Origin of the sequence: Sulfuritalea sp., from assembly GCF_031426875.1 — a bacterium.
Taxonomy (GTDB): Bacteria; Pseudomonadota; Gammaproteobacteria; order Burkholderiales; family Rhodocyclaceae; genus Sulfuritalea.
This window is the reverse complement of sequence record NZ_JASJPC010000066.1, coordinates 21,053-44,436: the sequence shown is the minus strand read 5'-3', so window position 1 is coordinate 44,436 and position 23,384 is coordinate 21,053. Positions and strand designations below refer to the sequence as shown.

The following is a 23,384-nucleotide window of genomic DNA, read 5'->3' as shown; positions in this document are numbered from 1 at the left end:
GGACATGCCCTCGCATATCCGTACGGACTTGGTCAGCAAATAGGATGCCAGCGCATCTGGGCTCATGAAAAGCCGCATGGCGACAGCTTCGCGATGATCGAAGCGTCGCCTGCGGCAGAAGCCACCTGCCGCAAAAGCAGGCAGATGTAGCAGAACGAGACAGCCGCGTGTCTCAGAAGCCGTAGCTGGCGGTCATCCCCAGCAGGTAGTTGCGGCCGGGGGCGGGTTCGAAGAAGTTGCTGTTGCCCTCGTTCACGATGACCGAGCCCGCGTAGTTCCGGTCGCCGAGATTGTCGATGCGCAGGAACTCCTTGAACTTCCAGCCGCTCCTTGCCTGCTCGAAGCCCAGCCGCAGGTTGGCGATGGCATAGGCCTCGGCAGCGTCGGAGTTGCGGTCATCGACATACACCTTCGACACGGCGCGCGCTTCCAGCGCCGCGAGAAAACCGCTGGCCGGATGGCGCCAGGACAGTTCGGCAAAGGCCGTGGTCGCCGGCACGCCCGGAATCCGGTTGCCGGCATTGACCACGGTTGTCGGTACCAGGCAGGGCGTGCCGGTACAGGTCAGGAAGGCCTGGTCATACACGGCACGCAATGCGGTGAGGGCGCCATAGACGCGGAAGTTCCCCGGCAAGCCCACGTCGGCGCTCAGTTCGGCGCCTTCGCGCTTGGTGCCGGCGACGTTCTGAAACACGGCGCGGCCGCCGCTGTTGGACAGCGTCACCAGCTCGTCGCGGGTCTTGACCTGGAAAATCGCCGCGTTCAACAGGGCATCGCTGCCCAGCGCCGCCTTGACGCCGAGTTCGAGGTTGTCGCTCGTGCTCGGGCGCAAGCCGAAATTGAGTCCGGCGCCACCGGCCCGGTAGGACAACTCGTTCAGGGTCGGCGTCTCGAAGCCGCGGCCCCAGGCCGCGTAGAGATTCACCGCATCGCTGACGCGGAAGGTGGCGCCCAGCGATCCGGTCACGGCGGCAAAGTCGGTACGACCGCTGTCGTCGCCGTTGCCGGTGATGACGAAGTGGTCCTTCGAGGCCACCTTGACCATGCTGTTGCGCAGGCCGGCCACCAGACGCCAGCGCGGCGTCGGCTCCCATTGCGTCTGCAGGTACTGGTCGAAGTTGAAAATCTCGTTGGCCTCGTCGCGCTTGATCCGGCCCAGCACCCCCAACTGCGCGCCGATGAAGTTCTGGAAACCGCGACGGGTTTCGTTGAGCATGTCGTAATTGATCCCGGCGCTGGTCGTGACGGGACCGCCGGCCAGTTCGCCGCGATGCGTCCAGCGCAGATCGACGCCCCAGTAGTCGCGCACCAGGTCGATCACGCCGCCGGCCTGCCCGGCGGGCACTTGCGCGCCGACGGTGATCGCCTGGAATTGGATCGTGTCGCGATGACCGCGATAGAACATCAGGTTCGCCGTGTCGCCAGCGCCAACTTTCAGTTCGTAATTGAGCCCGACCTGCTGCTGGCTGACGCTCTTGCGCACGTCGAAGTCGTACGCCGCCTGACGTGCCTGCTTCGGGTTGGCTTCATAGGCGGCGCGCGTGAGGCCGAGCGGATCCTGGATGTCGGGCATATCCACGCTGTTGACCACCAGCGTCAGCCTGGAATCGGCCGCCGGCGCCCAGCGCAGCTTGGCGTTGAGGTTCTCGCGCTTGGCGGCGCTGTGGTCGCGATAGCCGTCGGTGCGGAAAGTCGAGGCATCGACCACGTAGTTGAGGCCGCTGCGCTCGCCCGACAGCTTGGCGCCGATGCGCTGCGTGCCGTAGCTGCCCAGCGCGATGCCGGGTTCGAGGCGCATCCCGGGCGCGCCGTCTTCGGTGAATACGCTGATCACCCCGCCCGACGAATTCCCGTACAGCGACGAAAACGGCCCGCGCAGGACTTCGATGCGCGCCGCCGAACCGAGGTCGATGTGCGAGACCTGGCCCTGGCCGTCGGGCATCGTCGCTGGAATGCCATCGGCGTAGATGCGCAGGCCGCGCACGCCGAAGCTGGCGCGGGCGCCGAAGCCGCGCGAGGATATCTGCAAGTCCTGCGCATAGTTCTGCCGGTTCTGCGCGACGATGCCGGGAATGCGCGCGAGCGATTCGGAGAGATTGATCTGGAGCTGGCCGTCCTGAATCTGCGCCTGGTTCAGGCTGTCGATCGAGACCGGCAGGTCGAAGCCCGATTGCTCGACGCGCGTCGCCGAGACGATGACGGGGCCGGTGGTCAGGGTGGGCGGTGCGGCGAGCGCGCCGGCGACATGGATGCCGCCGATCAGGGCGGGCAGCAGCAGGCGGGCGGTAGTGGGCAGGGACATGGGTTTTCCAGGGAGATTCGACAGAAGCTGGATTGTTGCCGGGATCGCCCGGCAACGCCCGCGTCGAATCGCGCGTCTTCGGCTCATGATTTTCATGAGCCGGATTTTTTTAGGCGTCGATCAGCCCGTTGCGGATCGCGATCAAGGTCAGCTCGGCGGAATTTCCGGCGCCGAGTTTCTGCTTGATGTTGTAGAGGTGGGTGCCCACCGTGCGCGGGCTGAGGAACAGCACCTCGGCGATGTCGGCCACCGACTTGCCGCGCGCCAGCATCACGAACACCTCGAATTCGCGCGCCGACAAGGCCTCCAGCGGATTGCCCTGGCTGCCGACCTGCTCGACCACGATTTCCTGCGCCAGCGCCGGTTCGAGAAACAGCTTGCCTGCCGCCACCTGGCGAATCGCCTCGATCAGGGCATCGGCCGCGCTGCGCTTGGTCAGGTAGCCGAGCGCCCCGGCCGCCAGGGCACGCCGCGGATGCGCGGTGTCTTCATGCGCGGACAGCACCAGCACGCGCACCGCCGGCCACTTCGCCAGCAACCTTGAGAGCGTTTCCAGGCCGCCCATGCCGCCCATCGAAAGGTCGAGCACCACCACGTCGGGAGCGACCTCGGCAAAGCACTTCAGCGCCTCTTCGCCGCTGCCGCATTCGCCCACCACGCGCAAGTCGCTGGTGGTATCGAGCAGCAGGCGAAAGCCCATGCGGACCACGGCGTGATCGTCGACCAGCATGATGCGCAAGGTCTGGGTCACTCGGAATCTCCCGGCAGCGGAAGCACCATGCTAACGCGGAAGCCGCCACCGGCACACGCCGCCGCATCGAGGCTGCCGCCCAGCGCCACGACCCGCTCGCGCATGCCGACCAGGCCGTGGCCCGCACTTGTCACGCCGGTTGCCACGCCACTTGCCGCGCCACTTGCCGCGCCACTTGCCGCGCCGTCCGCCGTGGAACCCCGACCGTTGTCCTCGATGCTGGCTTCCAGGCGGCCCTCGCGACGCGCCACCGCGAGCCGGATATGGCTCGCCTGCGCATGCTTGAGCACATTGGTCAGCGCCTCCTGCATGCAGCGAAACACCGCCAGCGTCACGGCCTCGCCGAGATCGCCAAGATCGCCTTCGAGCGTCAGCGCAAGTTCGATGTCCGGATGCAGGATCCGCCATTCGCGCCCGAGGTCGGCCAGCGCCGCGGCAAGATCCTGTTGCTCGAGCACGGCCGGGCGCAGTTCGCGCACGATGCGATGCACACTGTCATAAAGACCGGCGGCAATCCCGTCGATCCTGGCCGAGCCCTGCACCGCGCCGCCCGACTCGCCGCTGCGCGCGATCGATGCCGCGATGAGGCGGATCGCCGTCACCGACTGGCCGAGCTCGTCATGCAATTCGCGCGCCAGGCGCTTGCGCTCCTCCTCGACACCGGCCTGGATCAGGCGCGTCACCTCACGGTTTTCCGCCAATTGCTGGGTGGTCGCCACCAGCCGCCGCGCATCGGCCTCGGTCGGCCGCAACAGGCGGCGCAGGAACAGCAGCAGCGCCATATGCAGCACGGCAACGAAACCGAGGCCGAGCAGGAAAATCGCGGTCATGCTGTCCCAGGCATCCAGCACCGCACGCGAGGCATCGGGGACGATCTCGATACGCGCTCCCGGCAAGGCGATCACGGTCCCCTCCAGCCGCGGCCGCATGCGCGCCTCGAACCAGTCGGGAGCGCGGCGACCGGCCTTGTAGGTCGTCGGGGGCGAGGTGTAGCGCAGCACGCCGTCGTCGGAATAGAGGCGGATATCGTTGGCGCGGACCCGCCCCAGGTTTTGCAGGTAATCGACCATCACCGCCGGCGCCGAGCCGAATACCCGGCTGGTCTGCGCCGCGGTGCCGAGCACCTGCACGGTGACCCGGTGCGCGGCCTCGATCTCTTCCTGGATCGAACTGCGGTGGTTGTCCACCAGCAGCCAGGTCAGGGCCGCCAGAAAGCCCAGGTTGAGGCCGGCCACCATCAGGTTCAGCCGCAGGCGCAGGCTCATCGATGCATCACTCGGCTTGGTGGCAAATGTCCAGGGAGTCTAGTAGTCAGTCAACGGGGAAAAGGCGCATATCGGTTTCAACATGTCTGCGTACTAGGAAGTGATCCGGAAAACAACAGGCACATCGACGATGAGCGGCCGCCCGGCCAGGGCAGCGGGCAGGGACGGCAGGGGGACGGCCTCGCGCACCATATCCAGCGCCTGCCGGTCGAGTGTGTCATGGCCGCTTGAGCTTAGCACGCGGACCATGAGCAGGCGGCCGTCCGCCGCGAGTTCCAGCTGCAGCACGGCCGTGCCCTGCCACTGGCGCAGCAAGGCGATGCGCGGGTAGCGCTGGCGCGTGGCGACCGCGCCGGCCAGTTCGCGGCCGTAGGCGGCCAGCGCTCCCGCGTCGATCGCCGGCGGACGCGGCGGCACCGCGGTCGGGCTGGGGCGTGGCACCTCGATCGGCGTCGCGACAGCCGGCGCCACCTCGCGCAGGACGGGGGCGTCCTGCCCCACTTCCCGGGCCGGGCTGGCAAGCACAGGCGTGCTTCGCTGCGGTGCGGGCGCGGGACGGGCCAGAGGCTGTGTCGCGGCGGCTGCGAAAGTTGGCGCTGGCGGCACGGCGAGCGCCTGGGGTTCGGGTGCAGGTGCGGCGAGGCGGATATGCAGGGCTTGCCGCGGCTCGGGCTGGTCCCTGCGGCCTTCCAGTCCGGGCAGCCAGCCCAGGGCAAAGCCATGGATCAGCACCGAGGCGAGCACGGCCGCGCCAAATGGCCAGTCGGCCCTGGCGCTGGGCCGGGCCATGGCGGGAAAACTGAAGGGATATCCGAGTACGGCGGTATTCATGCCCCAAAGCTAGCGCATCCGGCGGCCGGGTTCCATTCCCGGCCGGCAATTCATGAAAATCATTACCGGTGCGGACCTGGCCGCGGCACCCGGCGCGGCAATGAAAAACTCCTTGGCCTCATCCTTGCTTTGAATTTCGGGTTGATCTCGAAGCCGGCGCGGAAACAGATCCGACGCGGGCCGCAAACATGAGGAGCAGCAGTGGCACTTGACCAAACACGCACGACCCTGGCGGCGCCGACGCGCGCCACCCCTGCCGATGCGCGGGCATAGGCTGATCCGCGCCGCCCTGGCTTGCGCAGGCCTCCTGGCGGGCTTGTTGCTGGGCTTGCTGTGCTGCCTCCCGGCGACGGCCGGCGACCTGAGCCGGACCGATGTCGAGCGGCGCTTTCCGCGTCCCCTGCATGTCGGCGAAAAACTGCGCGACGTGCCCGCCTGGCCGCTGACCAGCGAACTCCAGCCCGATGCCGGTCCCGTCGGCTATGTCTTCGAATCGATCGACCTGGCGCCGATACCGGGCTTCGAGGGCACGCCGATCAACCTGCTGGTGGCGATCGATGCCGACGGCAAGTTCCTGGATGTCGAAGTATTGCGCCAGCACGAACCGGTGTTTCTCGGCGGCCTCGGCCCGCTGCCGCTGCAGGACTTCGTCAGGCAGTACCAGGGCAAGAGCCTCAAGCAGGAAATCACGGTTTCCAGCATTTACGGCAATACCCGCGCCGCTGGCGGCGGCAACCGCGTCGTGCTCGACGGCGTGACCAAGGCCACGGCCTCGGTGCGCATCGTCAACCAGTCGGTGCTCGCCGCGTCCCTCGCCGTCGCCCGTGTCCGCCTCGGTTTTGCCGATCCCGGCAGCGGTGCGCCGGCGGCCGTGCCCAAGCCGCAGCCCTTCGAAGCCATGGACCTCGCCGCCCTGGTCCGCCGCGGCTACGTGCAGCGCCTGTCCCTGAGCAACGCGGATGTCGAGAAATTGTTCGCCGGCAGCGAAGGCGCCGGCAGCGACGAGCAGGCACTGAGCAAGCCCGACCAGCTCTTCGTCGAAATCCATGTGGCCTATCTCAATGCGCCCAACATCGGCCGCAACCTGCTCGGCGATGCCGCCTGGGCCAAGTTCCGCAGCTATCTGGCGGACGAGCGCCCGGCGTTCTGGATCGCCACCCGCGGCCGCTATGCCCTGGTCGATGAAGCCTTCGTGCCGGGCACCCCGCCGCCGCGCCTGGCGCTGGTGCAAAGCGAACTGCCGATCGAACTGCGCGATGCCAACCGCGATTACGCGCGGCTGCCCGCGCTCGGCGAACTGAGCAGCGCCCTGATATTGACCGCGCCGGCCCATGCCGGACTCGATCCGGGGCGGCCGATGGAGTTTCGCTTCAGCGTCAGCCGCGCGCGCGGCATGATCCTGCTGGTGGTGACGCAAAAGCACATCAGCCTGCGCTACGCGCCGCCCGCCGAACTCTTCGACTACCCGCCCAGGCCGCTGCCGGAATGGCTGCAGGCCTGGCAGGGACGGCTGCCCGACCTGCTGGTGATCGGCGCCGCGCTGCTGCTGCTCGGCGCCGCGCTGCTGCGGCCGCGGTGGATTGCGCTGAAACCGCGCCGCCTGTTCTGGTTTCGCAGCGGCTTCCTTGCCTTCACCCTGGCCTACATCGGCTGGTACGCGCAAGGCCAGTTGTCGATCGTGCAGATCACCGGCGCGGTCAAATCCCTGGTCGCCGGCGCCGGGCTCAAGAGTTTTCTCTACGATCCGGTTTCGCTGTTGCTGATCGCCTTCACCCTGCTCAGCCTGGTGATCTGGGGCCGCGGCACTTTCTGCGGCTGGCTGTGCCCTTTCGGCGCCCTGCAGGAGTTCGTGGCGCAGCTCGCCGGCGCGCTGCACCTGCCGCAATGGCGCATGCCGCCGCGACTGGCGCGACTGCTGGCGCGCGGCCGCTATGCGCTCCTCGCGCTCCTGGTCGGCGCCGCCGCGCTGGCCCCCGCCGCGGCCGGACGCATGGTGGAAATCGAACCCTTCAAGACCGCCATCACGGTCGGCTTCCAGCGCGAACTGCCCTTCCTGCTCTGGGCCGGCGGCCTGCTGCTGGCCGGCGCCTTCGTGTACAAGTTCTTCTGCCGCTTCGTCTGCCCGCTCGGTGCGGCGCTGACCCTGGGCGGCCGCCTGCGGCGCTGGAACTGGTTGCCGCGCATCGAGGCCTGCGGCCAGCCCTGCCAGAAATGCCGCAACACCTGCCGCTACGAGGCGATCCTGCCCGGCGGCGCCATCGACTATGACGAATGTTTCGAGTGCCTCGACTGCGTCGGCATCTACCACGACATCCGGCGCTGCGGACCGCAACGGCTCCAGGCCGCCAGGGGCAAACCCATCGACTTCCGGCGGCGCCGGGAAAATCCCTGAGCGCCATGGCCTGAGCCTTACGGCTAGGGATTGGTGCCCGGGGTCCAGCGCGGCAGCGACAGGCCGCGAATCATCCCGGCGACGCCGCGCCAGAGTTTCGGCAGCAGCCAGACGATCAGCGCGACCAGCACCAGCAGCAGCGCCAGCATCAGCCACGGGTGGGCGAACATCAGCCACAGCGCGGCGAGCACCGCGATGTCTTCGCCGGCCGATGCGGCGATATTGGTGAAGGGTTCCGGCGAGGCGTTGATCAGGGCGCGCGTTCCGGCCTTGGTGAAGTGCGTGCCGGCCGCCAGCGTGCCGCCCAGCAGCCCCATCGCGGTCTGCCATTCGACGCCCTGGCCGCCGAACACCAGCGCGGCGAGCGCCGCACCGGCGGGAATGCGGATGAAGGTATGCACGGTGTCCCAGACCGAATCCAGCAGCGGGATCTTGTCGGCGAAAAACTCTATCGTCAGCATCAGGCCGGCGGCGCCCAGCACCCAGGAGTGTTCGAGCAGCTGCAGGCCCGGCGGCAGCGCTATCCAGCCCAGCCTGCCGGCCAGGCCGACGACGAACAGCGTGGTGTAGAGCCGCAACCCCGAGGCCCAGCCGAGCCCGGCGGCCAATGCCAGGAGGCCGGCAAAGTCGAGCGGCAGATGGGCCAGGTCCATGATCGATGCTCCGTCCTGAGGAAAGCTCACGCCGCCACTATAGCTCCTGGCCACAATTCCTCAAGCCGAGTCCGCAGGGAACTGTGCAAACTGCCACATGCGCCGGCAATCTGCGGCACGCTTTTTGGGGCACACTTGTAAAAAATCGCGGATCTGTCCGACCAAACCTGACCATCCCCCGGAGACACGGCATGCATGACACGCTGCACCTGCTGACCCACACCGACTTTCCCGCCATCAGGCGACGCGGGATCGAAACCCTGCAACTCAACCTCGGCTACCGCTGCAACCAGAGCTGCCTGCACTGCCACGTCAACGCCGGGCCGAAGCGCACCGAGGAAATGACGGCCGAGACCATCGATGCAGTATTGGACTTCATCGCCGTCAGCCCCGGCATCAGGACCATCGACCTCACCGGCGGCGCGCCGGAACTCAACCCGCAGTTCCGCCGCCTGGTGATCGCGGCGCGCGCGCGCGGCCTGCATGTGATCGACCGCTGCAACCTGACCATACTCGAAGAGCCGGGCTTCGAGGATATGGCCGATTTCCTCGCCGGCCACCGGGTCGAGATCGTCGCCTCGCTGCCCTGCTACCTCGAAGAGAACGTCGACCGGCAGCGCGGCAAAGGCGTGTTCGAAACCAGCCTGCGCGCGCTGCAGAAACTCAATGCGCTGGGTTACGGGCAGGAGGGCAGCGGCCTCGGCCTCAACCTGGTCTACAACCCGCAGGGGCCCAGCCTGCCGCCGCCGCAAGCCGCGCTGCAGGCCGACTACAAGCGGCATCTCGGCGAAAGTTACGGCATCGTCTTCAACGAATTGTTCACCCTGGCCAACATGCCCATCCAGCGCTTCGGCAGCACGCTGATTTCCCGGGGCCAGTTCAATTCCTACATGCAGCTGCTGCGCACGGCGCACCATGACGACAACCTGGACCAGGTGATGTGCCGCAGCCTGGTCAGCATCGACTGGCAGGGCTATCTCTACGACTGCGACTTCAACCAGCAACTGGGCCTGGCGATTCCCGGCGCCCGCAGCGGCCGCCTGCATATCACCGAGGCCGCCGCGATCGGGCTGGAAGATCAGCCGATCCGAGTCGCCGATCACTGCTATGGCTGCACCGCCGGCCAGGGCTCGAGTTGCGGCGGCGCGCTGGGCCATGAGACCGCCGCCGCGCCGAGCTGCGGCAGTTGAAGCGGATACCCGCGACGCCGGACGGCGAGAACACCAACCTCGGCGCGCTGCCAGCCGTGCTCAAGCCGGCCTAGTAAGCGGGCATGTTGAAACCGATGGATGCAGGAGCGGGCTTGTTCGCGACAACGGCTTATCGCGAGCAAGCTCGCTCCTACAGGGAATGCGCCTTTTCCTTGCGCCTTTTCCTTGTTGACTGACTACTAGCCCGCGCCCACAGCCCGGCCCGCCGCGAAGAGTTGGCGCTTGCCGGCGCGCGAAGCGCTTTCCCCGGCAGGCAGAGTCCGGCCCGGCGACGGCAACGCGGGGTGGACGCCCGGTTGCCAAATGAGTATGCTGATCCAGGAGGTCGGCGGCGGGCTGCCGCAATCCGCAGCAGCCCGACCCGAGATGCGGGCCCAGCCCGCAATTGTCCGGTCAGCGCGCGATTTGGATCATGGCGGAATCTGCGATAGCAAGCATCAACTTCAAGGCCGCAGCGCTTGAGTTGCTGCCCGAGGGTGCCAACTTCGAGGCCTGCCTGACCTGCGGGCTCTGCTCCTCGGGCTGTCCGGCCTCGGGGATGGAGAACATGGATCCCCGCAAGTTCATCCGCATGGCCCTGCTGGGCATGGACGAGGAACTGTCGACCACGCCCTGGATCTGGTGCTGCACGATGTGCAAGCGCTGCCAGTACGTGTGCCCGATGAGCATCGACGTCTCGCAGCTGGTGTTCCTCGCCCGCGGCAACTGGCCCGAAGACCGAAAGCCCGCGGGCATCGTGCGCTCCTGTCAGCTCGCCACCTCCAGCGATTCGACCAGCGCCATGGGCATGCCGCCGGCCGACTTCGTCTCGGTGGTCGAGGAGGTACTGGAGGAAGTCCGCGCCACGCAGCCGGATTTTCGGCACCTGCAGGCGCCGATCGACAGGCGCGGTGCCCACTTCTTCGTCAACCAGAATTCCCGTGAGCCGATGAACGAGCCGGAGGAAATGGTTCCGCTGTGGAAGATCTTCGATGTCGTCGGCGCCGACTGGACCTATGCCTCGAAGGGTTGGGCGGCGGAGAACTTCTGCATGTTCTCGGGCAACGAAGACGCCTGGCGCGAAGTCGTCCGCAAACGCGTCGACGCGGTCAATCAACTCGGCTGCGAGGTCTGGCTCAATACCGAGTGCGGCCACAGCTACTACTCGATGTGGCAAGGCATCGAACGCTTCGGCCTGGAGGCGAATTTCCGCCTCGAAAGCATCGTCACCTACTACGCGCAATGGATCCGTGAAGGCAAGCTGCCGGTCAATTCGCGCTGGAATACCAAAGGCATCAAGTTCACCGTGCAGGATCCCTGCATGATCGTGCGCAAGGCCTATGGCGATTCCATCGCCGAGGACATGCGCTTCGTCGTCAGGACCCTGGTCGGCGAGGAGAACTTCGTCGACATGCAGCCCAATCGCAGCGCCAACTACTGCTGCGGCGGCGGCGGCGGCTTCCTCCAGGCCGGCATGACGGAACACCGGCGGGCCTACGGCAAGCGCAAGTTCGACCAGATCGCCGCCACCGGCGCCGCCTACGTGCTGACGCCCTGCCACAACTGCCATTCGCAGATGCACGACATCGGCCGCTTTTACGGCGGGCATTACGGCGTGGTGCATCTGTGGACGCTGATCTGCCTTTCGCTGGGGATACTCGGCAAGAACGAGCGCATCTATCTGGGACCGGAGCTGCGCGGCTGAACCTTCATGAGCGCGAACTCATCACCGACCGCCACAACACCTGAAGCAACGACCCTGGAAACCGAGGTCCTGATCATCGGCGGCGGCGTGACCGGCGCCGGGATCATGCGCGACCTTGCGCTGCGCGGCATCCACAGCCTGCTGATCGACAAGCGCGACCTGTGCGCCGGCGCCTCCGGCGGCAACCACGGCCTGCTGCATTCCGGCGCCCGCTATGTCTCGACCGATCCCGACGCGGCGACCGAATGCCGCCGGGAAAACTCGCTGCTCAAGCGGCTTGCGCCGCAGTGCATCGAAACCGCCGGCGGCCTGTTCGTCGCGGTCGAGGGCGACGACCCGGAATTTGCCGAACGGTTTCCGGCGCTGTGCCAGCGTGCCGGGATCGAGTGCGAAGAACTCAGCCCCGGCGAGGCGCGCAGGCTGGAACCCGTGCTTTCGGAAAAGCTGTTCAAGGCCTATCGGGTGCCCGACGCCACGATCGATCCCTTTCACCTGGCCATGCTGAATGTCGATCACGCCCGATTGCTCAACGGCAGCATCTATCGCCCGCACACGGAAGTCCTGGGCTTCGAGATCGCGGCGGGAGAAATCCGCGCGGCCATCTGCCACGACCATCTGCACCAGCGCCAACTGACGATCCGCGCCAGGCAGTTCGTCAATGCCGGCGGCGCGTGGGCCATGAACATCGCACGGCTGGCGGCATGTGCCGACGTGCACCTGCTCTACGCCAAGGGCACCATCCTGGTCAGCAACGACCGCCTGGCGCAGCGCGTCATCAACCGACTGCGGCCTCCCGGCGACGGCGACATCCTGGTGCCGGCCGGCACGGTTTCCCTGCTCGGCACCACCTCGACCCGCGTCGAGGATCTGGAACAGGTCGCCCCCACCGCGGAGGAAATCGACCGCAACATCCGCGAAGGCGCGGTGATGATTCCGGCACTGGCCGGCGCCCGCTACATCCGGGCCTTTTCGCGGGTGCGACCGCTGTTGCAAACGAGCGGAACCACGGACCGCGCCGCGACGCGCGGCTTTGCCCTGCTCGACCACGCATCGCAGGGCGTGAGCAACTTCTGCACCATCACCGGCGGCAAGCTCACGACCTTCCGCCTGATGGCCGCAAGGACCGCCGATCTCGTCGCCCGCCGCCTCGGCAACGACCAGGCCTGCGTCACCGCGACCGTGCCGCTGCCCGACGACGAAGCCAGCAGTTGGGCCGATCCCGCCGCCGCGCCGAAACGCTGGCATCACGACAGGGATCCCGATGACATGATTCTCTGCGAATGCGAAATGGTGCCGCAGTCGGCGATCGAACAGGTCTTCGCCAACTCGCCGGGCATCGAGAAGGAGCGGACTATAGACTTGATCGCGCTACGTACCCGGGCCGGCAAAGGCCCCTGCCAGGGATCGTTCTGCGGCATCCGCATCGGCTCCTATCTTTACGACCAGGGCTACTACCGCGACGCGACCGGCCTTGCCCACTTGCGCGACTTTCTCGACGAGCGCTTCAAGGGCCAGCGCAGCGTGATCTGGGGGCCGCAGGCGGCGCAGATGGAACTGGCCGAAGCCCTGCACTGCGGGCTGCTCGGCCTCGACACGCTGAAGGACGAATGATGCGCAGCGCGCGGAAGACGCGGCAGTGGAGCGACAGATGAAGGACACGCCGCGGCATTTCACCACGCAACTGGCCGTGATCGGCTCGGGGATCGCCGGTTTCGCCGCGTCGATCTTCGCCCTGAACCGCAAGATCGCCATCGCGCAGGTCGGCAACTCCGGGGCGCTGGCCTACACCACGGGCTACCTCGATCTGATCGGCAAGCGCAACGACGCCGTCGTCAGCGACCCCTGGCAGGCCCTGGCCAAGCTGCGCGAATCGGAGCCGAAGCATCCGCTGAGTCGGGTCGACGCCGGCGACATCCAGCGGGCCTTCACCGAATTCACGGATTTTCTCGGCGCCTGCGGACTGGCCTACAGCGCGCCGGGGGCCGGCAATATCACGGCGCTGACCCCCGTCGGCACCCTGAAGCAGACGCTCTGCGTACCGGCCACCATGGCCGCCGGGCCGCGCGCCCTGACCGCCAACTCGCCCTGCGTGATCGTCGATTTCAAGGGCTTGAAGGGTTTCAGCGGCGTCGAGCTGGCGGCCAACCTGCGCGAGCGCTGGCCGCAGCTGACGACGCAGCGCATCGGCTTTCCCGGCATGGAGCGCGGCGAGATCTATCCCGAAGTCATGGCGCGGGCGCTGGAAGTTGCCACGACCCGGGAACAGCTGGCCGAGGCATTGAACGCCGTTGCCGGAACCGCCACGGTCATCGGCGTCCCGGCGATCCTCGGCATGCACCGGCCGGACCAGGTGCGGGCGGAACTGAAACGACTCACCGGCCGCGAAATCTTCGAGATTCCCACCATGCCGCCTTCGGTGCCGGGCATCCGCCTGCGCGAATTGTTCCAGCAGGTGTTGCCGCAAAAAGGGGTAAGCCTGATTCCCCAGCAAAAGGTCACCTCCCTGAGCTTCGACGGCGACGGCGCGACCCTCGCCCTCCGCGACGCCTTCGGCCCGATCCGGATCCATGCGCAGGCGGTGATCCTGGCCACAGGCCGTTTCCTCAGCGGAGGCCTCGATGCGCATCCGGCGGGAATCCGCGAGCACCTGCTGGACCTGCCGGTGACCCAAGCAGCGGACAGGGCCGACTGGTACCGCGCCCGCTACACGGATCCGCGCGGCCACCCGATCAATAGTGCCGGTATCGAGGTCGATGATTCATTCCGGCCTTTGACCCGCGAGGGTCGTCGCTACCATGAGCGCCTGTTTTCCGCCGGAGTCATTCTTGCCCACCAGGACTGGATTCGGGGCCGCAGCGGAGCGGGCATCGCCATCGCCACGGCCTTCAAGGCGGTGACCGAAGCGGAACGGTTTCTGGCAGGCCGGCAAGCCATGTTCCCCGGCGCCCCGCCGGTACAATGTCATTGACATTATTGCCCACTTACCCCGCATGATGCCAATTGTGAATATCATTACTGGAATTCACGTTATATTGATGCAACTTCCCCAGCGAAAATCGGAATTCAGGCAACCAAAGGAGAACACCATGCGATTCAAAGCACTCAGCGCTACGTTATTCGCCGCCGGACTTCTTGGCAGCGCCACGGTCCAGGCCCAGACCGAGATTCAGTGGTGGCATTCGATGGGGGGCGCGCTCGGCGAGGCGCTCAACGGACTGGCCACCAAGTTCAACGCCAGCCAGCAGGAATACAAGGTAGTCCCCGTCTACAAGGGGCAGTACCCCGAATCGATGACGGCTGCGATCGCCGCTTTCCGCGCCGGCAACGCGCCGCACATTCTGCAGGTGTTCGAGGTCGGCACCGCGACCATGATGGCGGCCAAGGGCGCCATCGTTCCGGTGGCCAAGGTGATGACGGACGCCAAGGAACCGTTCGATCCGCAGGCCTACCTGCCCACCGTGGCGGGCTACTACTCGGACATCAAGGGCAACATGCTGTCCCTCCCCTTCAACAGCTCGACCGCGCTTTTCTACATCGACCGGAACAAGTTCAAGGCGGCCGGCCTGCCGCCGGTGCCGCCCAAAACCTGGAAGGAGTTGATCGCAGTCGCGGAGAAGCTGAAGGCGGCCGGGCAGGACTGCGTTTATACGTCCGGCTGGCCAGCCTGGGTTCACATCGAGAACTTCAGTGCCTGGCACAACGTGCCGATCGGCACCAAGCAGAACGGCATGGGCGGCGTCGACACCGAGTTCAAGATCAACTCGCCACTGCACGTGCGCCACGTCGCGATGCTCGGCGACATGGTGAAGAAAGGCCTGTTCACTTACGCCGGGCGCACCAACCAGGCGGACTCCAAGTTCCAATCCGGGGAGTGCGCGATGGCAACCATCAGCGCTGGCGCGCTGGCAGGCACCATCAAGGCGGGCAAGACAGATTGGGAACTGAGCTTCCTGCCGTACCACGACGATGTGAAAGGCGCACCGCAGAACTCGATCATCGGCGGCGCTTCGCTGTGGGTGATGGGCGGCAAGAAACCGGCCGAGTACAAGGGCGTGGCGAAGTTCCTGTCCTTCCTCTCGCAACCCGAAATCCAGATGGAATGGCACACCACCACGGGCTACGTGCCGATCACCAAGGCCGCCTACGAACTGACACGCAAGTCAGGGTTCTATGACAAGAACCCGGGGCGGGACATGGCCGTCAAGCAGCTGACCTTGAACACGCCGACCGAGAACTCGAAGGGCCTGCGCTTCGGCAACTACGTGCAGGGCCGCGAAGTGATCGAGGAGGAAATGGAGGCCGTATTCGCGGGCAAGAAGGACGCCAAGACGGCGTTGAACGACGCCGTGAAGCGCGGCAACGAGATCCTGCGCAAGTTCCAGGCAGCGAACAAGTAAGCTCAGTGACACCGGCACGCCGAACGGAATGGAAAAGCGCGTAGTCTTCCGCTCGGCGTGGCTGCCCTATGTTCTGCTGGCGCCGCAGCTCGCCATCACCATCATTTTCTTCTTCTGGCCGGCGGGACAGGCCGTCTGGTATTCCTTCCAGTTGCAGGATGCATTCGGCCTGCACAGCGAATTCGTCGGCTTCGACAACTTCACGGCCCTGTTCAGGGATCCGCACTACCTGGAGTCGTTCAAGACCACGGCCGTGTTCAGCGTCTCCGTGGCAGGCCTCGGCATCGCGATCTCACTGCTGCTCGCCACCATGGCCGACCGGGCGGTACGCGGCGCGCTGGCCTACAAAACGGTCCTGATCTGGCCTTACGCGGTGGCGGCAGCAGTCGCCGGCGTGCTGTGGGCGTTCATGTTCGCGCCGTCGATCGGCATCGTCACCTACGTGCTCAAGGGCCTCGGCGTCGACTGGAACTGGATCATCAAGGGCGACCAGGCGATGCTGCTGATCATCATCGCTTCGGTGTGGAAGCAGATCAGCTACAACTTCCTGTTCTTCCTCGCCGGGCTTCAGTCGATTCCGAAATCCCTGATCGAGGCGGCGGCGATCGACGGCGCGGGGCCGGCGCGGCGTTTCTGGACCATCGTGCTGCCGCTGCTGTCGCCGACCGCCTTCTTCCTGCTGGTGGTCAACATCGTCTACGCGTTTTTCGAAACCTTCGGCGTGATCGACGCGACCACCCAGGGCGGGCCGGCGCAGGCAACCCAGATCCTGGTGTACAAGGTGTACCACGACGGCGTGAAGTCGGCCGACATCGGCGGCTCCTCGGCGCAATCGGTGATCCTGATGATCATCGTCATCGCGCTGACAGTGATCCAGTTCCGCTTCATCGAGCGCAAGGTGCAGTACTGATGGGTGTCCGATGGTAGAGAAACGGCCGTTGCTCGACTTCGTCACGCACGCCGTCCTGATTGTCGGCGCCTTGGTGATCGCGTTCCCGCTCTACGTCACCTTCGTCGCGTCCACGCTGTCGCTCGAAGAGATCATGACGGTGCCGATGCCGCTGCTGCCGGGCGGCCATTTCATCGAAAACTATTCCCAGGTGCTGTTAGGCGGGTCGACCACGGGCTCGAAGGCGGCGGTGCTGGACATGCTGATCAACAGCACGGTGATGGCCCTGGCGGTGCCGCTGGGCAAGACCACCATTTCGATCCTCTCATCGTTCGCCATCGTCTATTTTCGCTTCCCGCTGCGCAACTTCTTCTTCTGGATGATCTTCGTCACGCTGATGCTGCCGGTCGAGGTGCGCATCATCCCGACCTTCAAGGTGATGGCGGACCTCGGCCTGCTCAATACCTATGCCGGCCTGACGCTGCCGCTGATCGCCTCGGCGACCGCCACCTTCCTCTTCCGCCAGTTCTTCATGACCATCCCGGACGAGCTGGCCGAGGCGGCGCGCATCGACGGCGCCGGGCCGATGCGCTTCTTCTGGGACGTGGTGGTGCCGCTGTCGAAGACCACCATGGCGGCGCTCTTCGTGATCCAGTTCATCTACGGCTGGAACCAGTACCTGTGGCCGCTGCTGATCACCAGCGACGAGTCGATGTACACGGTGGTGATCGGCATCAAGCGCATGATCGTTGGCGGCGACTCGGCCAACGAATGGAACCTGATCATGGCCACGGCGATGCTGGCCATGCTGCCGCCGGCGGCAGTGGTGCTGCTGATGCAGAAGTGGTTCGTCAAGGGACTCGTGGAAACCGAAAAATGAGAAAGCAATAATGGCCAGCGTATCGATCCGCAACGTGCACAAATCCTTCGGCGCGGTCAAGGTGATCCAGGGCATCAACGTCGACATCGGCGACGGCGAGTTCGTGGTGATGGTCGGGCCTTCGGGCTGCGGCAAGTCGACGCTGCTGCGCATGGTGGCGGGGCTGGAGACCATCACCTCGGGCGAGATCGCGATCGGCGAGCGCGTGGTGAACGACATCGAGCCCAAGGACCGCAACATTGCCATGGTGTTCCAGAACTATGCGCTCTACCCCCACATGTCGGTACGCCAGAACATGGCCTATGGCCTCAAGATCCGCCGCATGGCCCCGGCCGACATCGAGGCGCACGTCAAGCGGGCAGCGGAGATCCTGGAACTCGGGCCCTATCTCGATCGCAAGCCGCGCGAGCTTTCCGGCGGCCAGCGCCAGCGCGTCGCCATGGGCCGCGCCATCGTGCGCGAACCCGCGGTATTCCTGTTCGACGAGCCACTTTCCAACCTCGACGCGAAGCTGCGGGTGCAGATGCGCGCCGAACTACAGGCGCTGCATCGCCGCTTGGCGACCACCAGCCTCTACGTGACGCATGACCAGGTCGAGGCCATGACCCTGGCGCAACGCATGATCGTGATCAACGCCGGGCGCGCCGAGCAGATCGGGGCGCCGCTCGACGTGTACGAAAAACCGGCCACCACCTTTGTCGCCGGTTTCATCGGTTCGCCGCCGATGAACCTGATTCCGGCCCGGCGCAAGGACCGGGACATCCTGCTCGGCCTGCGCCCGGAGCACCTCGAACCCTGTGCGCCGAGCGAAGCGATGCTGACGGTCGACGTCGACCTGGTGGAGCCACTCGGCAGCGACACGCTGGTCTATGGCCATCTCGCCGACGACGCGAACGGCGCCCGGGTCACGGTGCGCCTGCATCAGTCGTTTGCGGCGCACGTCGGCAAGTTGCCGGTGCGCTACGCGCAAGAGCACGAACACTATTTCGATGCGGCCAGCGGGCTGCGCATCGAGATATGATCCCAAGAAGCATCAGTTCAATCCGCAGATGACGCAGATTACGCAGAGAGAACAACAAAGTGGCCGGTACCCTCGGCTGACCCGGCAGGTGGTATGACCTGACCAAGTAACGCCCTGATCCATCTGCGTTAATCGGCGAAATCTGCGGATCAAATGGTTTTTGCAGGTTGATGCACGGCCTCGCGCCGTTCGCGAGGACTACCGTGCTGCCAGCAGCAACTCGCTGAGTTCGACGAATCCCGCGCCGGCACGCGCGGCGGTGACCCAGGCCGGTTTATGCGCCAGACGGCCGGCACAATCGAGCACGTTGGCGACGCCCACTGAATTCGGAAAGAAACCGAACATCGGCGCGTCGTTGGGCGAATCGCCGACGAACACCCAGCGCTGTCGTTCCGCCCCGGCCTCCAAAGAAATTCCGAATTCTTCGGCCAGCATGCGGCGCGTCGTGCTCAGCTTGTCGTAGTCGCCGAACCAGCCGTTGACGTGGATGGAACTGATCTTGGCGCGCATGCCGGCCGCTTCCATGCGCCGCACGATGGCGTCCACGGCGGCCGGCGGCAGGGGCGCGACATCCTCGCAAAAATCGATGGCCAGATCGGCAACGCGGCAGAACTGGTCCGAGGCCAGCGCGGACCCCGGCACGGCAGCGAGTATTTCGGCAGCCAGAGCGTCGATCCGCCTTTGCCGGTCGGCCGGCGGCAGGCCGGCGAACACGGTCTTGAGCCGCCTGGCGCCGGCCTCGTAGCGCATCCAGAAGGCGCCATTCTCGCCCACCACGGCATCGACCGGCCACATGCGTGCGATGTGGTCGCACCAGCCGGCGGGTCGGCCGGTCACCGGAATCACCTTGATACCGGCGTTTTGCAGGCGCTCCAGCGCAGCGTAAGCGGCGGCGGTGAGGCGTCCTGCCGTGGTGATCGTGTCGTCGATATCGGCCAGCACGCCGACGGTCCGCGCGCGCGCCGCCAGGGAAAATCCAGCCAGCGGCTGCATGTCGTCCATCGCGCTCACTGGACTACCCTCCAATCCTTGGTAGCGAATGAATTGGCTTGGATTGTCATCGATCGGCGCTTGCGGGATGGTGGCGGGATTACCCTTTTATCATCCAATGAGCGCTCGCGCAATCGGCCGCCGACAAGGCCGGCAACATCGGTTTGCGGCGCTCGTGGCGCCCATCGCCGGGCAGGAGCGCCGTCAGTACTGCTGATTGCGCAGCCGCTGGGCCTCGTTGTAATTGCCCCGCGCGATGGCGTCCTGGATCGCCTGCTGGCGGATGGCCCGGGTCTGGTTGGCGGCTTCCTGGTCGCGGCGACGCGCGTCGGCCAGAAGCCGGGACTGTTCCATCTGCTGGCGGTATTGCTCCGCATGCGCCGCCTGCTGCTCCTGGCGATAGGCGGAATCGAGCCGCGCCTTGTCGTCCCGCATGCGCGCCTCCAGCAGTTGCCGGTCCCGCAATTCGGCGGCGCGCTCCTGCGCCGCGATCGAAGCCTCCAGCGCGACCTTCTGGTTGTCGACGACCCGGTCGCTGATCTCGGCCTTGCGCCGGATCTCCTCGCTGCGAATTTCGGCGTCCTTCAGGCGCAGTTCGCGATCCGATTTGTCCTTCATGTAGCCCAGTCCGAGATAGCCGGCGCCGAGCAGCACGATCGCGACCAGCAACACCTTCATTCCGCCGCCGGCCTGCGCGGCAAGCGCCGGTTCCCAGGCCTGATCCATGCGCGCGGATGTGGCCGGCCGACTCTTGAGCTGTTCCATCAGGCGCCGGTCGAACTGCTCGCGCGCAACCGCATCGCCCAGGGTTTCCACGGCATAGCGCGTCTCGGCATCGAGCGGCTGGCCGGATTTCCTGAGGCCGCCGATGAGCTCGGCCAGTTCGGCGTCGCTGCAGTCGGCAGGCATCCCGAGAACCGAATACAGGGAGTTCTTGCGCCGCATCGCAAGTTGCCCGCGCAAATCGACGCGCAGACGCTGGAGGTCGTATTCCGCCTGCCGGTAACTATCTTCGGATGTCATGACGCTCCCTCAATATCCATTGCCAAAGTAGGGGAATATAACCCAAGCTCATGACGCCGGCAATATCCAAAACCCATACGACAGGTCAATAGCTGGCGCTGGCGTCCCACATCGCGGGCGCGAAACGCACCACGCGATTGCGGCCGCCCGACTTGGCCTGATACAGGGCCACGTCGGCAAACTTGACCACCTGCCAGAAGGTGTCCGAATCGGCCGGAAATTCGGCGACGCCGATCGAGATGGTTTTTTGCAGGATGCCGCCGGCCAGCGGGATCTTGGTCGCCTCGACCTGGCCGCGGATTTTTTCCGCGACTTCCATCGCCGCAGCGGCGCCCGTGTCGGTCAGCAACAGCAGGAATTCCTCGCCGCCGTAGCGCACGGCGATGTCCGAGGCGCGCACGCTGCGCACCAGGATATCGGCCAAGGTCTTGAGCACCTTGTCGCCGACCTCGTGCCCGTGGGTGTCGTTGACCTGCTTGAAGAAATCCAGGTCGAGCATCAGCACCGAGAACGCGCTCTTGCGCCGCTGGCTGCCGGCCACCAGCGCGCCCACGTATTCTTCGAGGAAGCGGCGGTTGTAGAGGCCGGTCATGGCATCGCGCAGGGCATTTTCGCGCAGATGTTCCATCAGGCGCCTGGCCTCCAGCACGGGTCCGGCCTCGCGCAGATAGACGCTGACAAACGGCATCATCAGTCGCGCCAATGCGCCTTCGTCGGCCGCGACGACGACTTGCACCACGCATATGGCCGAACCGGACTGGGTGATCGGCATGCAGATGTGGGTTTCGCCGGCCGATCCGGGACGGAACATGGTGCATAGCCCGGGATAATCCACTGCATTGACTTCGTGGCCGGTGCGGTGGGCGCGGCAGAAACTGGCATCGACCACCACCTGCGGATCACAATGGCGGCACGCGGCGCCGGCTTCGCCATCGACCAGGATCGGCGTCATGCGGTTCTTGCTCGCCGCAACTTCATAAATCGAGAAGCGCTTGAAGTCGTATTTGCGCTGCAGCATGTCGGACAGGCGCTGATAGATTTCGAGCTTGGTCTGGTCCTCCTCGATCGCCTGCTTGAACTGCGAGGCCTCGACCAGGCTTTCCACCAGCTCCGTAGTGTGCACCAGCTGGTTGCCGCCTTCGCGGACCACCTGGTGGCCTATCAACTGGCCGACGCGGGTGCGAATGGTGCCTACCTCGCGTTCGAGGAAGGCCATCAGTTGATTGATGTTGAGGGCGATCTCGTCCACTTCGTCATTGCTGCGCTGGCGGACGCGCCCGGAAAAATTGCCGCCCACCGCCAGCGAGGTGACCTCCTGCACGCTTTGCGCGGCTTCCGCCAGCGGATTCATCATGCGCCGCAGCAGCCCCAGTGCCAGCAGCGCAGCCACCAGCACGGCCAGGCTGACCATGACCACGGCGATGATGCCCTGGCGCCGCACTTCGGCCAGGGATATGTCGATGCTGACCGCGCCCAGCACCGTGCCGGCGCTCACCACATGGCATTGCAGGCAGTTGGGTACGCCGTCATTGCCGGCAACATAGGGAATCACCGCACGAAACATCAGTTCGCCGTCGACGTCGGTCACCTCGAAGCTTTCCTTGCCGGTGCGCAATACCGCGGTGACATCCTGGCTGGCGGCGCCTTCGCTGGACAAGCCCGGCCCGAACTGCTTGACCACTGCCGGGCCGCGTGCCACCCGCACCTGGTGCACGCCGGGAACTCCGGCCAGCCGTGTCAGTAGCTGCTCGCGCTTGCTTATGCTGCCGTTGATCATGCTCTCGGTCAGGGCGACCTTGACCGTCTCGGCCACCGAGCGCGCATGGCGTTCCGCGGTATAGATCGAGAAGCGGCGAAAGCTCAGTGCGGAAAGCACGGTCAGCACCACCACCAGCACGGCGAGGATGCCGACGAAGAACACCTGGGTTTTGTCTTTGAGTTTCATGGATTCAGGCCGCCGCGTCCCTATGCTGTTTGCCTGCGCGAAAAATGACGCATGCTAGCAAATAACCATGACTTCGGGATGGTAAATCGAACCGGTGCATGCAGGCATGCGTAACGCCGAATGCCGCGATCATCGGCGCTCAAGTCGCGTCTATCGAAGACAGCCTTTGCCTGAGGCAGGCCGGGCAGAGACAGGTCGCCGGCGCTGCGGGATCGGCCGGCGCCGGCAGCGGCAACAGCGGCGGCAGCCTGGCGCACCAGCACTCCGCGTCGCCGGCTTCCATGTCGCAGCGAAATGGTGCACCGCATTGCGCACAGACACCGGTCGGCGCGGCGCTTGCCGACACGGCATTCACGGCGTGCCGCTGCCGAAGCGGCGGCACGCCGCGCGCAGCACCGCCATCTGCCGGCGGTAGTTGCCGCAGCCGGTGCAGATCCAGACATGCAGGCGCAGCCCTGCCCGCTCGGCCAGGCTCAGCGGGCGGTCCTGTTCCTGCGACATCAATTCGGTGGCTTGTTTGCAACTCAACATCTCAGGTTTTCGCTCCGGCAAACCAACTCTCTTCAAGGCAGGTACGCAGCCCCATCCGGGCGCGATGCAGCACCACCCAGCAATTGGACGCGCTGATCCCGGTTTCCTTACAGATTTCCCCGGTCTCGAAGCCGAGGAATTCACGCATCATGAAGACGCGCGCGGTCTTCTCCGGCAGGTGATCGAGGCAGGCCTCGAACACGCGCCAGAACTGCTGCTGCTCGAACGAGGCTTCGGGATCGGCCCAGCGTCCGGGCCGCGCAGTCTCCTTCCAGTGCCCGCGCCGATCGAACAGCGACTCGCTCAGCAGCTCGTCGCCAGCTTCGCTTCCGTCCTCATCCCCGGCCAGCGAGGTCGCGGTGATTTCGCGGCTCTGGGCGCGGATGATGTCGATGATCTTGTTGCGCAGGATGGAAATCAGCCAGGTCTTGTAGGACGAGCGGCTTTCGAAGCGATGGCCGCCCGTCAGCGCCGCGAGCAGAGTTTCCTGCACCGCATCCTCGGCGGCACCGGCGTCGCGCAGCTGCAGGCGTGCGAAGCGCAGCAGGTCGGGCCGCAGGGCGTTCAGCTCGCTTTGACGATCCAGTTCCATGGCGCTCGCAGGGCTATCGGAGGGAAC

General features: G+C 65.8%; 20 protein-coding genes. 9 read left to right on the top strand and 11 right to left on the bottom strand.

Annotation, left to right across the window (positions count from 1 at the left end):
- Positions 1 to 172 precede the first annotated feature (172 nt).
- The 4 genes from RMO95_RS22390 to RMO95_RS22375 all read right to left on the bottom strand — a co-directional run bounded on the left by RMO95_RS22390 (position 173) and on the right by RMO95_RS22375 (position 5,149).
- Positions 173 to 2,302, bottom strand: a complete 2,130-nt coding sequence (locus tag RMO95_RS22390) for a TonB-dependent receptor (protein WP_310452910.1) — start codon at positions 2,300 to 2,302, stop codon at positions 173 to 175.
- Between the two features lie 109 nt (positions 2,303 to 2,411).
- The gene (locus RMO95_RS22385) at positions 2,412 to 3,032 is read right to left on the bottom strand and encodes a response regulator transcription factor (RefSeq protein ID WP_310452921.1); all 621 of its coding nucleotides are present in this window, start codon (positions 3,030 to 3,032) and stop codon (positions 2,412 to 2,414) included.
- A 17-nt stretch (positions 3,033 to 3,049) separates the two neighbouring features.
- A complete protein-coding gene (locus tag RMO95_RS22380) occupies positions 3,050 to 4,318 on the bottom strand; it encodes an ATP-binding protein (protein WP_310452909.1) in 1,269 nt (422 codons plus the stop codon).
- 93 nt (positions 4,319 to 4,411) lie between these two features.
- On the bottom strand, positions 4,412 to 5,149 hold the full coding sequence (locus RMO95_RS22375) for an energy transducer TonB (protein ID WP_310452908.1): 738 nt from the start codon (positions 5,147 to 5,149) through the stop codon (positions 4,412 to 4,414).
- 208 nt (positions 5,150 to 5,357) lie between these two features.
- Between RMO95_RS22375 and RMO95_RS22370 the strand changes: the two genes are divergently transcribed.
- A complete protein-coding gene (locus RMO95_RS22370; RefSeq protein WP_310452907.1) occupies positions 5,358 to 7,541 on the top strand; it encodes a 4Fe-4S binding protein in 2,184 nt (727 codons plus the stop codon).
- A 23-nt stretch (positions 7,542 to 7,564) separates the two neighbouring features.
- On the opposite strand, the gene RMO95_RS22365 is transcribed toward RMO95_RS22370, so the two are convergent.
- Positions 7,565 to 8,194 (bottom strand): DUF4126 domain-containing protein, encoded by a 630-nt coding sequence (locus RMO95_RS22365; protein ID WP_310452906.1) that lies wholly within the window; start codon positions 8,192 to 8,194, stop codon positions 7,565 to 7,567.
- 191 nt (positions 8,195 to 8,385) lie between these two features.
- On the opposite strand from RMO95_RS22365, the gene arsS reads away from it, so the two are divergent.
- The 8 genes from arsS (at position 8,386) to RMO95_RS22325 (ending at position 18,276) form a co-directional block, all read left to right on the top strand.
- Positions 8,386 to 9,384 carry an arsenosugar biosynthesis radical SAM (seleno)protein ArsS gene (arsS, locus tag RMO95_RS22360; protein ID WP_310452905.1) on the top strand — a complete coding sequence of 333 codons (999 nt, stop codon included), beginning with the start codon at positions 8,386 to 8,388 and terminating at the stop codon, positions 9,382 to 9,384.
- 433 nt (positions 9,385 to 9,817) lie between these two features.
- A complete protein-coding gene (locus RMO95_RS22355) occupies positions 9,818 to 11,089 on the top strand; it encodes a (Fe-S)-binding protein (protein ID WP_310452904.1) in 1,272 nt (423 codons plus the stop codon).
- Between the two features lie 6 nt (positions 11,090 to 11,095).
- Complete coding sequence (glpA, locus tag RMO95_RS22350; protein WP_310452903.1) at positions 11,096 to 12,700, top strand: anaerobic glycerol-3-phosphate dehydrogenase subunit A; 1,605 nt, start codon at positions 11,096 to 11,098, stop codon at positions 12,698 to 12,700.
- Between the two features lie 37 nt (positions 12,701 to 12,737).
- On the top strand, positions 12,738 to 14,057 hold the full coding sequence (gene glpB / locus RMO95_RS22345; protein ID WP_310452902.1) for a glycerol-3-phosphate dehydrogenase subunit GlpB: 1,320 nt from the start codon (positions 12,738 to 12,740) through the stop codon (positions 14,055 to 14,057).
- A gap of 118 nt (positions 14,058 to 14,175) precedes the next feature.
- Positions 14,176 to 15,486, top strand: coding sequence for a sn-glycerol-3-phosphate ABC transporter substrate-binding protein UgpB (ugpB, locus tag RMO95_RS22340; RefSeq protein WP_310452901.1), 1,311 nt, complete (start codon positions 14,176 to 14,178; stop codon positions 15,484 to 15,486).
- A gap of 28 nt (positions 15,487 to 15,514) precedes the next feature.
- Positions 15,515 to 16,396 (top strand): sn-glycerol-3-phosphate ABC transporter permease UgpA, encoded by an 882-nt coding sequence (ugpA, locus tag RMO95_RS22335; RefSeq protein ID WP_310452900.1) that lies wholly within the window; start codon positions 15,515 to 15,517, stop codon positions 16,394 to 16,396.
- A 10-nt stretch (positions 16,397 to 16,406) separates the two neighbouring features.
- Positions 16,407 to 17,255 carry a sn-glycerol-3-phosphate ABC transporter permease UgpE gene (ugpE, locus tag RMO95_RS22330; protein ID WP_310452899.1) on the top strand — a complete coding sequence of 283 codons (849 nt, stop codon included), beginning with the start codon at positions 16,407 to 16,409 and terminating at the stop codon, positions 17,253 to 17,255.
- 10 nt (positions 17,256 to 17,265) lie between these two features.
- Positions 17,266 to 18,276: a sn-glycerol-3-phosphate import ATP-binding protein UgpC gene (locus tag RMO95_RS22325; RefSeq protein ID WP_310452898.1), complete on the top strand. Its 1,011-nt coding sequence runs from the start codon at positions 17,266 to 17,268 to the stop codon at positions 18,274 to 18,276.
- 198 nt (positions 18,277 to 18,474) lie between these two features.
- Here the strand turns inward: RMO95_RS22325 and RMO95_RS22320 are convergent, their stop codons facing one another.
- From RMO95_RS22320 to RMO95_RS22300, 6 genes are all read right to left on the bottom strand, one after another.
- A complete protein-coding gene (locus RMO95_RS22320; RefSeq protein ID WP_310452920.1) occupies positions 18,475 to 19,278 on the bottom strand; it encodes an HAD-IIB family hydrolase in 804 nt (267 codons plus the stop codon).
- 192 nt (positions 19,279 to 19,470) lie between these two features.
- Positions 19,471 to 20,289: a hypothetical protein gene (locus RMO95_RS22315; protein WP_310452897.1), complete on the bottom strand. Its 819-nt coding sequence runs from the start codon at positions 20,287 to 20,289 to the stop codon at positions 19,471 to 19,473.
- 85 nt (positions 20,290 to 20,374) lie between these two features.
- Positions 20,375 to 22,234, bottom strand: coding sequence for a diguanylate cyclase (locus RMO95_RS22310; RefSeq protein ID WP_310452896.1), 1,860 nt, complete (start codon positions 22,232 to 22,234; stop codon positions 20,375 to 20,377).
- A gap of 139 nt (positions 22,235 to 22,373) precedes the next feature.
- Entirely contained in the window at positions 22,374 to 22,580 is a 207-nt protein-coding gene (locus tag RMO95_RS23160; RefSeq protein ID WP_409574982.1) for a cysteine-rich CWC family protein, read from the bottom strand.
- A 5-nt stretch (positions 22,581 to 22,585) separates the two neighbouring features.
- Positions 22,586 to 22,765 (bottom strand): zf-HC2 domain-containing protein, encoded by a 180-nt coding sequence (locus RMO95_RS22305; RefSeq protein WP_310452895.1) that lies wholly within the window; start codon positions 22,763 to 22,765, stop codon positions 22,586 to 22,588.
- Between the two features lies 1 nt (position 22,766).
- Positions 22,767 to 23,357: a sigma-70 family RNA polymerase sigma factor gene (locus tag RMO95_RS22300; protein WP_310452894.1), complete on the bottom strand. Its 591-nt coding sequence runs from the start codon at positions 23,355 to 23,357 to the stop codon at positions 22,767 to 22,769.
- Positions 23,358 to 23,384 lie beyond the last annotated feature (27 nt).

What these genes read in the sequence shown, in the direction of transcription:
- RMO95_RS22390 (WP_310452910.1), bottom strand. Translation starts at nt 2,302, where the DNA reads ATGTCCCTGCCCACTACCGCCCGCCTGCTGCTGCCCGCCCTGATCGGC.
- glpA (WP_310452903.1), top strand. Translation starts at nt 11,096, where the DNA reads ATGAGCGCGAACTCATCACCGACCGCCACAACACCTGAAGCAACGACC.
- ugpE (WP_310452899.1), top strand. Translation starts at nt 16,407, where the DNA reads ATGGTAGAGAAACGGCCGTTGCTCGACTTCGTCACGCACGCCGTCCTG.
- RMO95_RS22325 (WP_310452898.1), top strand. Translation starts at nt 17,266, where the DNA reads ATGGCCAGCGTATCGATCCGCAACGTGCACAAATCCTTCGGCGCGGTC.
- RMO95_RS22385 (WP_310452921.1), bottom strand. Translation starts at nt 3,032, where the DNA reads ATGCTGGTCGACGATCACGCCGTGGTCCGCATGGGCTTTCGCCTGCTG.
- ugpB (WP_310452901.1), top strand. Translation starts at nt 14,176, where the DNA reads ATGCGATTCAAAGCACTCAGCGCTACGTTATTCGCCGCCGGACTTCTT.
- RMO95_RS22380 (WP_310452909.1), bottom strand. Translation starts at nt 4,318, where the DNA reads ATGAGCCTGCGCCTGCGGCTGAACCTGATGGTGGCCGGCCTCAACCTG.
- RMO95_RS22320 (WP_310452920.1), bottom strand. Translation starts at nt 19,278, where the DNA reads ATGGACGACATGCAGCCGCTGGCTGGATTTTCCCTGGCGGCGCGCGCG.
- ugpA (WP_310452900.1), top strand. Translation starts at nt 15,515, where the DNA reads ATGGAAAAGCGCGTAGTCTTCCGCTCGGCGTGGCTGCCCTATGTTCTG.
- glpB (WP_310452902.1), top strand. Translation starts at nt 12,738, where the DNA reads ATGAAGGACACGCCGCGGCATTTCACCACGCAACTGGCCGTGATCGGC.
- RMO95_RS22305 (WP_310452895.1), bottom strand. Translation starts at nt 22,765, where the DNA reads ATGTTGAGTTGCAAACAAGCCACCGAATTGATGTCGCAGGAACAGGAC.
- arsS (WP_310452905.1), top strand. Translation starts at nt 8,386, where the DNA reads ATGCATGACACGCTGCACCTGCTGACCCACACCGACTTTCCCGCCATC.
- RMO95_RS22375 (WP_310452908.1), bottom strand. Translation starts at nt 5,149, where the DNA reads ATGAATACCGCCGTACTCGGATATCCCTTCAGTTTTCCCGCCATGGCC.
- RMO95_RS22310 (WP_310452896.1), bottom strand. Translation starts at nt 22,234, where the DNA reads ATGAAACTCAAAGACAAAACCCAGGTGTTCTTCGTCGGCATCCTCGCC.
- RMO95_RS22315 (WP_310452897.1), bottom strand. Translation starts at nt 20,289, where the DNA reads ATGACATCCGAAGATAGTTACCGGCAGGCGGAATACGACCTCCAGCGT.
- RMO95_RS22300 (WP_310452894.1), bottom strand. Translation starts at nt 23,357, where the DNA reads ATGGAACTGGATCGTCAAAGCGAGCTGAACGCCCTGCGGCCCGACCTG.
- RMO95_RS22365 (WP_310452906.1), bottom strand. Translation starts at nt 8,194, where the DNA reads ATGGACCTGGCCCATCTGCCGCTCGACTTTGCCGGCCTCCTGGCATTG.
- RMO95_RS22355 (WP_310452904.1), top strand. Translation starts at nt 9,818, where the DNA reads ATGGCGGAATCTGCGATAGCAAGCATCAACTTCAAGGCCGCAGCGCTT.